The following is a 12,477-nucleotide window of genomic DNA, read 5'->3' as shown; positions in this document are numbered from 1 at the left end:
ATCCCCAAAAATAAATTCTTTAATACTCTTATTCATTTTTATTCCTTAAAACTTATGGCGCTGGCCCAATCAAAACCAGACTTCGTGGTCGTTCCACATATCCCTCACGGCCATCTGGAATAATCTCAATCAAGTCAATCTGTGTCGGCGTAATTCTCGTTACACGACCATGATTAAGTCCCATATAGCTGCCACGTTGTATCCGTTCAATTTCCCCATCAGGCGTTTGAATTAGAGCCAGAATCTGCCCCGCCTGATTCCGCATACTGCCTTTCATGCTTAAGGTCTCTAGTGGATAACTCTCTAAAGGCTGTAATTGGCGTGACAAGTTCGGATAAACTCGCTTACCTGCCATAATTTTCAATTCAGCCGCTAAAGAGCTCGGCAGAAAAGGACTTTTCAGCTGATGAGCTGCATAATTAAACATTTCTGTCGGAATAAAATCTGGTGCCGGCTCAATCGGTAATGGCGGTTGATTGCGAATATTGGCCATTTCCTGATTGACTGCATCAATTCTTGATTCGCAGCCCACCAATAAAAATCCGAGCGTTAAAGCTGAAGTAATTTTAATGATATTCATTACTGAGCTCCCTGCATATCAGTTGTAGCCGGAGTAGATGAAGCATCTGCATTACCTACATACCGATAGGTTTTTGCTTTTACCACATAATCAATGACAGGAATTTCAGATTTCTTTTCTTTATTTTCAGTTCCTGTAATGATGAAGTCATGCAGTGTAACGATGCGCGAAAGCCCTGCAATACTGCTCACAAAAGAACCAAAGGCATGATAATCCCCAGTGGCTTCAATCGCGATTGGCTGTTCAATAAAGAATTCCTGCTTGATTTCAGGTTCAAGACGAATATTCTTAAATTTCAGTCCAGAGTTCACTCCACTCAGGTTAATATCTTCCACCAGACCTGGAATTTCAGTTTCTTTCGGCAATTGTTCCAATTGCTGATTAAAACGTGCTTCCATCTCCTGCAACTGAATCTGATACTGCTGTAAATTACGCAGCTTGGATTCCTTTTCCCGGAATTCATTTAACAGGTTTTGTTCTTGAGCACTGGCTTGTGAAATTGCTTCTATCTTGCCGCGAATAAACCCGAAATACCCCAGCATAAAAACCAGAATAACAATAAAGATCCAGCAGGTAATTTTGACTGATAATGGCCAGCTACCATAATTATTTGGATCTAGTGTATTGAATTGTTGAAAGAATTTCTCAACTGTCATTTTTTTTCTAGGAACAGCCACTACGTCTTGGCTTAATTCATCGAATCCGTCATTACTCATGATGATGCCTCCGCTGTAGTTGTGGCTGGTGTTTGTCCTTCTTTAAGTGTTGGCTCAGCGATTTGATCCAGATCAACCGTGACCGTAAAGCTGCCATAAGATTCTTCTACTCGAGGAATCACTGAGGATGGCGCTTTATCTTTTGGCTCTTCAGTAACCAGAAAAGCATTCATAAATGCATTACGATACCAGGTGGAAGCTTCCAGATTACGTAGCAATTCAGCCACTGTATTCGGACTTTCTGCCTTACCTTCAATGGTGAATTTATCGCCGGTACGCTGGAATTTTGTAATGTACATATTGCCTGGTGTGACCCGTACAATTTCATCAATCAGGTGAACTGCAATCGGCCGTTGAGTCTGTAAACCCTGAATCAGCTTCATACGTTCAACAATTGCATTACGCTGGTCTTGTAAACCATCCAATGCTTTCAGCTGTACATCCAGATTCTGGTTAGTACTGACCACCAGCTGGTTGGCCTGTTCCTGATCCTGAAGTTTTTGATCGTAATAGAACCAGGTTGAACCTGCTGCTGCCAATCCTAGAAAAAGTGCCCCTGCGCAAATCGCTACAAATTCATTATTTCTTTTAATTCTTAGCTCATCGCGCCAAGGGAGTAAGTTAATCTTTGCCATTAATCAAAACTCCTCAATGCCAAACCACATGCAACCATGAGTGAGGACGCGTCATTTTCAATTTTTTTAATATCAATTTGAGGAGAAAAGCCCATTTGCAGGAATGGATTGGCAATCGTGACCCGGTAGCCGAGTTTTTGCTGTAATAGTTTTGCCAGACCTGGAATATTGGCATTCCCCCCTGCCAATAAAATATGGTCAATCTCGTTAAACTGAGATGAAGAGAAGAAGAACTGTAATGAACGCGCTGCCTGCTGCACGACTGCATCCAGGAAAGGTTCCAGCACTTCGATGTCATAATCATCCGGTAAGGCACGGGTTTTTTTAGCACGCCCTGCTTCCTCAAAAGACAATCCATAACGGTTCTGGATTTCCTGAGTCAGCTGTTTGCCACCAAAAACCTGCTCACGGGTATAAATGATCTTGTTATTTTGCATGACGGATAAGGTCGTCATACTATGACCAATATCCAGGATCCCGACAGTATTTACCCCCATCGGTAAGGTATCCGAAAACACCTTGAATGCATTTTCTAATGCAAAACTTTCGACATCTGCAATTTTTGGATTGAGGTTGGCAATTTGCAGTACTTCAGAACGCGCTTCAACATTTTCGATTCGGGTCGCTACCAACAGGACATTGACCCGGTTCGGATTGGTTAAACGGTCTGGCAGAACTTCAAAGTCCAGACTGGCTTCATCAAGTGGGAAAGGAATATATTGTTCGGCATCTTCACGAATCTGAATTTCACGTTCATCATCCGACATATCGGCATCCATTTCGATGATCTTGGTGATGACCATAGAAGTTGGAATCGCAAAGGCTGACTGACTGGACTGGGTATTGGCCAAATTAATCGCACGCCCCAACGCATCACCCACCGCTTCTGGATTTAAAATATTTTTTTCAACGACACTACTTTCTGGTAATGGGACTAAAGCATAACTTTCTACCCAGTACCGACCGTTCTTTACAGAGAGCTCTAAAACTTTAACAGAAGTCGAACTAATATCGACTCCTATTAACCCCTTATTTGGCTTACGATATAACCTGCGCACAATACAATTCCTATTATTTTTTTATCCCCAATAAAAACAAACTCACCAATCTGTGCCGGCCTATAATTTTATACAGATACAATAACTCATCTAACAATATGTATATCTACAGGATATACTGACCGGTAATTAGTTTGCCATTAGCTCTTATTAAAACTTACTTGTTATGAAAAAGCTATCTTGTTCAGGCCTTGTTCATCCATTTTTTTTGATCATTATCATTATTTTGATCTCAATTCCGATGGGTTTCTATGGCATGTATCTCTATATTGCCCCATCTTTGCCTGAAATGTCTACGCTTAAAAAGGCACCTTTATTAAAGCCTTTACAAGTTTTTAGCTCAGATAATGAGCTCATTGCAGAGTATGGTGGCAAGCTTTCTGTTCCTGTGAATTATGAACAGATTCCGAAAGAATTTATTCACGCCTTCCTCGCTGCAGAAGATTCTAGTTTCTTCGAACACAGCGGGATCAGCTTTAAAGGCTTAGGACGTGCAGTCAGTGAAACTATTACCGGCTCTGATGTACAGACTGGCGGTTCGACCATTACCATGCAGGTCGCCAAAAACTACTATTTAAGTCCCGAACGTACTTTAAAGCGTAAGCTGACTGAAATTTTCCTGGCACGTAAAATAGAACAGAATTTAAGTAAAGAAGAAATTCTGACTTTATATGTCAATAAAATTTTCCTAGGGAAAAACGCTTATGGCATCGCGGCAGCAGCGAAAATCTATTACAACAAAAGTTTAGATGAGCTTTCGATTGCGCAAATGGCAATGATTGCTGGCCTACCTAAAGCACCTTCTCGTTATAATCCGGTGGCCAACCCTAAACGTGCATTAGAACGCCGTAACTGGATTTTAGGTCGCATGCTGCAATTGGGGTATCTGAATCAAAGCCAATATCAGGAAGCCATTGCTGAACCGATTAACCTGGATATGCCTGACCGCAGTACGCGTAACAAATTTCCCTACGTCGGTGAAATGGTTCGCTCTGAACTGGTAGAAAATTTTGGTGAACAGGCCATAGATTCAGGTTATAAAGTCTACACGACGATCCATAGTGAACGTCAGGCTTATGCTGAACAGGCGGTACAGGACGGTTTAGAAGCTTATGATCGTCGTCATGGCTGGCGAGGTGCCGAAGCTCATGATCAGCCCCTGCAAAATTTCCGTGTCTATGCCAATACTTATCCTGCTGAAGTGACCAAGGTCAATAATAATAGCTTTGAAGCGTTGATGCAGGATGGTACAACCGTAACTGTGCCTTGGTCAGGCATGTCCTGGGCCCGTCCTTATCGTAGTGCAGATAGTGTAGGTGCTGCACCAAGCAGAACCTCACAGATTGTCAAAGTTAAAGATATTGTTCGTTTAAGACCTAACGAGAATAAAAGTTCCTGGGCACTGGTACAAACACCTCAGGTACAGGGCCAATTAATTGCATTGAACCCGAATAATGGTGCGATTGAAGCCATTGTGGGTGGTTATAATTTTTATCAATCCAAATTTAACCGCGCGACTCAAGGCTGGCGTCAACCGGGTTCAACCATTAAGCCTTTTGTTTATGCTCTGGCTTTAGAACGTGGTATGACTCCACATACCATGGTGAATGATGCACCTATTACCATTGGTAAATGGAGTCCACGTAATTCGGATGGCCGTTATTTAGGGATGATTCCTTTACGTCGTGCTTTATATCTGTCACGTAACACGGTTTCAGTTCGTCTATTACAAACCGTCGGTATTGAACGTACCCGTCAGTTATTTATGGATTTTGGCTTGCAGGATAACCAGATTCCACGTAACTACACCATTGCTCTAGGCACGCCTCAGGTTTTACCAATCCAGATGGCTACTGGTTATGCTACGTTCGCCAATGGCGGTTATCGGATTCAGCCACATTTTATTACGCGGATCGAAGATGCCTATGGCAAGACTATTTTTGAGGCTAAGCCTGAATATGCCTGCATCTCGTGTATTAATGCTCAGGAAGAAAGTCCTCAACCAACAGGCGCACTCACTCCTGATGATGAAGCAATTGAAATCAATAACAAAACCTTAGCACAGAAACCAGAGACACCAAAAATCTCGGCTGAAGACAGTAATTACCGTCAGGCAGAACGTATTCTAAAATCTAGCTCTGCTTATGATATGGCCAATATCCTGCGTGATGTGATTCAACATGGTACGGGGCGTGCTGCTTTAAGAATTGGTCGTAGCGATATTGGGGGTAAAACCGGTACCACCAATGATGCCAAAGATGCCTGGTTTGCAGGTTTTAATGGCAAACTGGTCACCGTTGCATGGGTCGGTTTTGATCAGCCGAAGAGTTTAGGTCGACGTGAATACGGTGGCGTAGCAGCCTTGCCAATTTGGACCGACTTTATGGGGAATGCCTTAAAAGGCACACCAGAAGCTTGGGTTCGCCTGGATCGTAATGCTAAAGCACCAATTAACCGTAATAAGGTAGTGCAAGGTGAGCAGGAACAGCATGATCCGTCTTCTCCACCTTTAGCGACGCCTCTGTATCGCCCTGCCCCCGTTGTAGCATCTAAGCGACAAAGCAATGATTTTGAAGATTTGCCTGATCAGGAAATCCGCATACCGGATGATGAAAGAGTGGCGCCAAGAGACCAGCCACTACAACCAAATCGGGTGGTGGATCCTTTGGAAAACTTGATTGAAGAAATTGAATAATCTGAACCAATAAAAAATCCCTCATTATTGAGGGATTTTTTATTTCTAAATAACCGATTTACTTCTTCTGAAATACATAAACCTGGAATTGAGCCATTAAATCGAATTGATTCTGCTGCTCAAGTGACAAACGGCGTTCAGGTTTGGCTTTATAAGCATACGGAGTCATAGCAATCAGATTTTTTAAATCTGCTTGGGCCAAATTCATTGGTGCATCAATCATCTGTTCACTCACTAAATTAAATGCATCCTGCAACTGTTCGACAAATTTATGTGGTTCATGCGCTTTCACTTCCTCAAATAAGGCTTCCCGCATCGCATACAAATGTTGTGGTGCAGGTGTCACTACCATCAAATAAGATTTTGGCTTTAATACCCGTAAGATTTCCTGTTTCGGAATCGGACTAAATAAGCTGGTACACAGATCAATGGATTGATCCAGTACCGGCAAGGTCGCCCCTGTTCCTACCACCCAAGTAATTTCTTTATTCAGTTTAGCTGCAACCTGAACTGCATTTTTGGCAATATCTACGCCGACACATTGCATGACTTCAGCCTGCATGGCATTGGTGTAATAGCCTTCGCCACAACCAATATCGAGCAGATTTTCAATCCGCAGCTCACAGATTTTCTTGACCACAGCCTGTTGCAAAGGCGCATAATGGCCTGCACTCAGAAATGCACGGCGTGCCTGCACAGATTCAGGCGTATCGCCCGGATTTTTACTATGTTTATGCTGCACCACATGCAGGTTCACATAACCCTGCTTGGCCACATCATAGCTATGCTGATTGTCACAGCGCCATGTACGTTCATTTAAGCGCAACTGCTCACGACAAACAGGACACATCAGTAGGTTCATTTTTTAATTTCTCCAAAACAAAAAAGCCGGCATGCGCCGACTTTTTCAAATGCATTTCTTAGCGTAATTTTAAGGTCATTAGACCCAAAACTACCAGCATAATCGTAATAATCCAGAAACGGATGACGACTTGAGTTTCACGCCAACCTTTCTTTTCATAATGGTGATGCAAAGGTGCCATCAAGAATACCCGTTTATTACGCATTCTTAATGAACCAATCTGCAAGAATACAGAAATGGCTTCCACCAGGAATACACCTGCCATAATCGCAAACACGATTTCCTGACGCACCATCACGGCAATCGTACCCAGCATTGCACCTAAAGATAACGCCCCCACATCACCCATGAACACTTGAGCTGGGTGAGCGTTATACCAGAGGAATGCCAGACCGGCACCAATCATCGCAGCACAGATAACTACCAGTTCGGAAGAATATTTCACATAAGGAATATGTAAGTAGTTAGCGAAACGTACATCGCCTGCCAGATAAGCAAATACCCCTAAACCTGCTGCAACCAGAACAATTGGCATGATCGCCAGACCATCCAGACCATCAGTCAGGTTTACGGCATTGGATGCACCATTAATCACGAAGTAAGTGAAAATAATGAAGCCGATTCCCAGCGGAATCACAGACAATGGAATGGTGTGATCCTTAAAGAATGGAATCAGCACATCCAGCATATTGGCAGTCACTACCGGATTCGGTTGCTGCTGTGCGATCACATACAGTGCAATACCAGCACCGATTGAACCTACAGACGTCCAAAAGAATTTCTTGCGTGCAGGTAAACCAGCATTGTCTTTATAACGGATTTTAATCCAGTCATCTGCCCAGCCCACGGCGCCAAAAATCACCATCACCGAGAGCACAATCCAGACATAAGGGTTCGTCAGGTCTGCCCATAGTAAGGTGGATATCCCGATCGAGAGCAGGATTAATACCCCACCCATAGTCGGTGTACCCATTTTCTTGGCATGATTCTCAGGAGCAAACGAACTTACTGCCTGACCATATTTTAGTGCCTGCAATTTGCGGATCATGATCGGACCCAAAACCAAACCGATGGTCATTGCGGTCAAGACGCTGAGCAAAGCACGTAAAGTTAAATAACGAACCACCTGAAACGTGCTATCAAAGCCCGCCAGATGATCAAATAGCCATAACAGCATTTAGAGTTTCTCCATCAATGCAGCCATTAATGTTTCCATATGGGTAAAACGTGAACCCTTGAACAGGAAAGACATTGGCTGGGGATGATGTGTTTCAATCAAATCAATTAAAAACGGTAAAGCCTGCTCCTGATTCAGGAAAGCCTGCATTTTCTTACCATATTGCGTACTACGTGCACCTTCTTGTGCAGCTGGAGCAAATTCCCCCACAGCCACCACAAAATTAATGCCTTTGACCGATACCAGATCCCGACCGAGTTTATAATGCTCGATCGCGGCAGATGAACCCAGTTCACCGATATCACCGGTCACCATTACCCGAATGCCCTGCTGCTGCGCTAAAACTTCAGCCGCTGCACGCATCGAACTTGGATTGGCATTGTAGGTATCATCAATAAATAAAAAATCTTTGTGCGGAATAAAGTTCAAACGACCTTTAGCACCAACGGCCTGCTCAAGGCCAGCCACGATATCATCCAAACTAATACCAATCGCTAAAGAGAAAGCCACTGCCGCAGTTGCATTTTGCACATTGTGTTCACCAGCAAATGGCAGATTTACGATTTTACTTCCTTGCGGTGTATTTAGCGTGAAAGTCGCAGATTGCGGATGTAGTTCTACGTCAGTCGCGTAGACATCACCGCCCTGACCAAAACTCAAAGTTTTCTCGGTTTTGACGGCTGTACGGATCTTCTCGGCATAATCATCCGCTGCAGGCACAATCGAAGTTTCAGAAATATGCGAATAGATTTCAGACTTGGCACGACAAATCCCATCACGGCCACCAAACTCACCCAAGTGTGCGGTACCAATATTAATGATACCGGCCACATGCGGCTGTACCAGATTGGAAGTGTAATCAATTTCACCCTGATGGCTCGCACCCAGCTCCATCACCGCATACTGATGTTCAGCACGCAGTTCCAGTAACATCATTGGGACACCCAAATCATTATTCAGGTTGCCTCGAGTCACCAAAGTAGGAGCTAGACGCGACAAGATACTGCCCAGCATTTCCTTGGTCGTGGTTTTACCGCTACTGCCTGTCAAAGCAATGACTTTAAGCTGTGAGTTTTGCTGACGACGATAAGCGCCAAGATGACCCAGTGCCAGACGAGTGTCTTCAACCACCAGCTGGCAAATCTCTGCATCAACAGGTTGGCTGACAATCGCGATTCCACAGCCCTTTTCAGCCACTTGTGCGATAAAGTCATGCGCATCAAAACGCTCACCTTTCAATGCCAGAAAAGCATCACCTGCTTCGGCATGACGGGAATCAGTTAAAATCCGCTTAATCTGGCCTTCAGGTTTTTTATCATTCAGCCAATAACCATGAGTGGCTTGCTGTAATTGTTCAATTGTCCATGGCTCTAAAGGCACGGTACTTGTTGTTGAAGTATGCATGTAAAATCCTAATGCGCTGGAAATGCTAAATCACGGTTGTGATGCTGGGCATCAATTGCGGCCTGTACCTCGACCACATCATCAAACCAATGTCGCACCCCATCAATCTCCTGATAATTTTCGTGTCCCTTACCGGCAATCACCACAATGTCACCTGGCTGCGCCTGGTCGACTACAAAGCGGATTGCTTCACGACGGTCATGAATTTCATGATAGGTTTTGCCTGAAAAATCGATACCCTGCTTCATGTCAGCAAAAATCTGGTTTGGATCTTCAGTACGCGGATTGTCCGAAGTCAGCACTGCAATATCAGCACCTTCGAGGGCCGCCTGAGTCATCAGCGGACGTTTGCCACGATCACGATCACCGCCACAGCCAAAAGCAACCCAGAGTTTTTGGCTGACATGACGCTTCAGCGTAAGCAAGACCTGAGTCAGGGCATCTGGAGTATGTGCATAATCCACCACAAACAGACGTTCATCATCACGAATGACCTGCATACGGCCTGGGGCACCTTTCAGCTCGGGCACAGTTGCGATTAAATCGGTTAATGCAAAACCGGCTTGCTCTGCCACAACCAGGCTCGCAACCAGATTTTCGATATTGAAATGACCTAACAAAGGACTATGCACAGTAAATGTATCTTGTGCAGTGATCAGTTTGAATTCAGCACCGGAAATACTGTACTGGATATCCTGAACCTGATAATCGGCTGATTGTGACAAAGAATAAGTCAGAATTTTCGGCTGATTCGGATTGGCTTTTGCAGCATTCAGCATCACCTCTGCGTGTGCGTCGTCAATATTGATGACTGCAAATTTCAGAGATTCAAAGCTGAATAAACGCGATTTTGCTTCTGCATAAGCTTCCAACGTACCGTGATAGTCGAGATGATCACGACTTAAATTGCTATAAGCCGCAATTTCAATCGCACAACCATTCAAACGGCCCTGCTCCAAGCCATGCGAACTCGCTTCAATTGAAGCAAATTCCGCACCAGCCTGTGCATAGGCATGCAAGGCATTTTGCAATTGCAGGGCATCCAGTGTGGTATGAGAAGAGGCTTCCAGATTCGGTAAAATACCATTCCCTGTAGTCCCCATAACTGCACAGGCTTTAGCTTGCAACATCAGCAACTCAGCAACCAGACGGGAAATCGTGGTTTTACCATTGGTACCGGTTACAGCCAGAATACGGGCAGCCTTGACTGGCTGAGTCGCTTGCAGATAGCGCTTCTGCCAATCGCCCATCAAGTGACGGACATTGGGTACTACCAAAGCTGGAGTAACACCTAGCTCCTGCTCAGAAATCACCGCTAACGCGCCTAATGACAGGGCTTTCTTGGCATATTCTGCGGTTTTTTCAGGTTGAGACAAGCTAGTCAGGGCAATAAAAATTTGCCCCAGTTTAACTTTGCGGCTGTCCAGTTCGAAACCCTGAAAGGATTGTCGCATCCACTCAGCAGGTTCTTGAACGACGTAGAGATCTTGAAATGTAATGGACATTGATCACCTATTTACTGGACTTTGGGAGATTCTAAAGGTTTGTCTAACGGGACATTCAGCAGGCGTAAAGATTCCTGCATCACACGGGCAAAGACAGGTGCAGATACCATGCCACCATAATAAGACCCTTGTGGATTTTCCACGACCACCACCATGGCAATACGCGGATCACTCACGGGTGCTACACCGGCAAATAAGGCACGGTATTCACTGGTTGAATAGCCTTTACGGTCGGCACGCAATTTATGCGCAGTACCCGTTTTACCTGCAACACGATAACCAGGTACGGTTGCACGGGTTGCTGTACCACCAGGCAAAGTTGCTGTTTCCATCATCAGCAGAACCTGTTCTGCGATTTGTGGATCAATCATCTGCTCGCCTTGTGGCTGTTCTTCTAATTTATACAGGCTTAAAGGCACTTTCACACCTTTGTTCGCCAGCATGGCATAGGCATCAGCCAGTTGCAGCACAGTCGCATTCAGACCATAACCATAGGCCATGGTTGCTACTTCAGACACATTCCATTTACTTGGCGGCAGAATCAGACCGGAACTTTCACCCGGAAATTTCACTGCGGAACGCTGACCAAAACCAAGACGTTTATAGAAAGTCGGTAAAGTTTCATACGGCAGTGACAGAGCTAATTTAGCTACCCCGACGTTTGATGATTTCTGGATAATCCCACCCAACGTCAACTGACCATAGTTATGCGTATCACGAATAGTGTGGTTTCCGACCCGCATACTACCTGGACTCGTATTGATGACCGAATTGGCCGTATATTTCCCGCTCTCTAGAGCCATCGCCACAGTTAGCGGCTTCATGGTTGAACCCGGCTCGAAGGAATCGACAGCGCCACGATTACGCATTGCGTCTTTATTTAATAAGCCATTCTTGTCATTCGGGTTATAAGAGGGCCAAGAAGACATTGCCAGAATTTCACCGGTTTTGACGTCGACTGCAATCGCTGTTGCGGAGCGGGCATTATTGGCGACGCCTGCTGCAGTCAGTTCACGATACATAATGTACTGTAAACGTGAGTCGATACTCAGGGTAATGTTTTCACCTGGCTCAACTTCTTTAATCACTTCCGGTTCTTTAACGCGGTTGCCTTTTTTGTCACGGATAATCTGCTGTTCACCATCCTGACCGGCAAGACGGGTATTCAGCTGCATCTCCAGACCTTCGATCCCAATTCCCTCACTATTGGTCAGACCAATAATCTGGGAGTTTGGCTGCGGCTGCGGATAATAGCGCTTATAGTTTTTCTCGGTATACACACCCTGAAAATTACGCTTCATGATCAGTTCCGCCTGTTGTGGCGGCACTTCTTTTTTCAGGATCAGATAACGTGAACGTGGGCGCTCTTCCATCTTTCTACGCAATTCAGCACGATCCATACCCACTGCATCAGCCAGCTCATTCAGATTCAGGTTTTTATCTGGGAGCTGGCGTTTCAGTTTACGGCTGTTCGGCTCTTTCTGTAGCGCCAGCATGGTTTCATCATAGAGTTTTTTATTATCAAAATAGTCACGTGGATCAATCACGATTTTCATAATCGGCGTACTGATCGCCAGCGGAATACCATTACGATCATAAATTACGCCACGCATGGCCTTGATGGTATTGGTTCGTAAAATATTGGCATTGGCTTTATTTTGCAGAAAGTCTTTATTGATAATCTGCACATAGAAAGCTCGGCCGATCAGTGTCACAAAACACAGCAGCACCACGGCCCACATGATGTAAAAACGGTTGATATAAACATTTAAGGCATTTTTCTCGGTGACGGACTGCTTTTTACGTACCGGTTGCTTCTTTCTCTTGTCTACCATGTTCGAGCGC

10 protein-coding genes are annotated in these 12,477 nt (G+C 44.7%); 1 reads left to right on the top strand and 9 read right to left on the bottom strand.

All coding sequences use genetic code 11. The annotated features are described in order from the left end of the window. Positions 1-52 precede the first annotated feature (52 nt). From FTU00_RS06720 to FTU00_RS06705, 4 genes are read right to left on the bottom strand one after another with little or no spacing between them, the layout of a single operon-like run. Positions 53-580: a pilus assembly protein PilP gene (locus FTU00_RS06720; RefSeq protein ID WP_034169727.1), complete on the bottom strand. Its 528-nt coding sequence runs from the start codon at positions 578-580 to the stop codon at positions 53-55. Then, positions 580-1,296 carry a type 4a pilus biogenesis protein PilO gene (locus tag FTU00_RS06715; protein ID WP_180002740.1) on the bottom strand — a complete coding sequence of 239 codons (717 nt, stop codon included), beginning with the start codon at positions 1,294-1,296 and terminating at the stop codon, positions 580-582. The genes FTU00_RS06720 and FTU00_RS06715 overlap by 1 nt, the downstream gene beginning before the upstream one ends. Then, positions 1,293-1,931: a PilN domain-containing protein gene (locus FTU00_RS06710; RefSeq protein ID WP_180179383.1), complete on the bottom strand. Its 639-nt coding sequence runs from the start codon at positions 1,929-1,931 to the stop codon at positions 1,293-1,295. The genes FTU00_RS06715 and FTU00_RS06710 overlap by 4 nt, the downstream gene beginning before the upstream one ends. Further along, positions 1,931-2,989, bottom strand: a complete 1,059-nt coding sequence (locus FTU00_RS06705; RefSeq protein ID WP_180002742.1) for a pilus assembly protein PilM — start codon at positions 2,987-2,989, stop codon at positions 1,931-1,933. Before FTU00_RS06705 ends, FTU00_RS06710 begins: the two co-directional genes overlap by 1 nt. Positions 2,990-3,155: 166 nt before the next feature. On the opposite strand from FTU00_RS06705, the gene ponA reads away from it, so the two are divergent. After that, positions 3,156-5,684: a penicillin-binding protein PBP1a gene (gene ponA / locus FTU00_RS06700; protein WP_180179382.1), complete on the top strand. Its 2,529-nt coding sequence runs from the start codon at positions 3,156-3,158 to the stop codon at positions 5,682-5,684. Positions 5,685-5,742: 58 nt separating this feature from the next. Here ponA and FTU00_RS06695 read toward each other — a convergent pair whose 3' ends face one another. The 5 genes from FTU00_RS06695 to ftsI are packed head-to-tail and all read right to left on the bottom strand — an operon-like array spanning position 5,743 to position 12,467. Continuing rightward, entirely contained in the window at positions 5,743-6,546 is an 804-nt protein-coding gene (locus tag FTU00_RS06695) for a putative RNA methyltransferase (RefSeq protein WP_180179381.1), read from the bottom strand. A gap of 58 nt (positions 6,547-6,604) precedes the next feature. Beyond that, a complete protein-coding gene (gene mraY, locus FTU00_RS06690; protein WP_159122695.1) occupies positions 6,605-7,723 on the bottom strand; it encodes a phospho-N-acetylmuramoyl-pentapeptide-transferase in 1,119 nt (372 codons plus the stop codon). Beyond that, positions 7,724-9,127, bottom strand: a complete 1,404-nt coding sequence (gene murF / locus FTU00_RS06685) for a UDP-N-acetylmuramoyl-tripeptide--D-alanyl-D-alanine ligase (protein WP_180179380.1) — start codon at positions 9,125-9,127, stop codon at positions 7,724-7,726. It abuts the gene before it with no gap. Positions 9,128-9,135: 8 nt separating this feature from the next. Beyond that, a complete protein-coding gene (locus FTU00_RS06680) occupies positions 9,136-10,632 on the bottom strand; it encodes a UDP-N-acetylmuramoyl-L-alanyl-D-glutamate--2,6-diaminopimelate ligase (protein WP_180179379.1) in 1,497 nt (498 codons plus the stop codon). 11 nt (positions 10,633-10,643) lie between these two features. Beyond that, positions 10,644-12,467, bottom strand: a complete 1,824-nt coding sequence (ftsI, locus tag FTU00_RS06675; RefSeq protein ID WP_180179378.1) for a penicillin-binding protein PBP3 — start codon at positions 12,465-12,467, stop codon at positions 10,644-10,646. Between the last annotated feature and the right edge of the window lie 10 nt (positions 12,468-12,477).

Source organism: Acinetobacter sp. YH12041, from assembly GCF_013419975.1.
Taxonomy (GTDB): domain Bacteria; phylum Pseudomonadota; class Gammaproteobacteria; order Pseudomonadales; family Moraxellaceae; genus Acinetobacter.
Note: the sequence above shows the minus strand (reverse complement) of the source record. Positions and strands in the feature narration are given on the sequence as shown.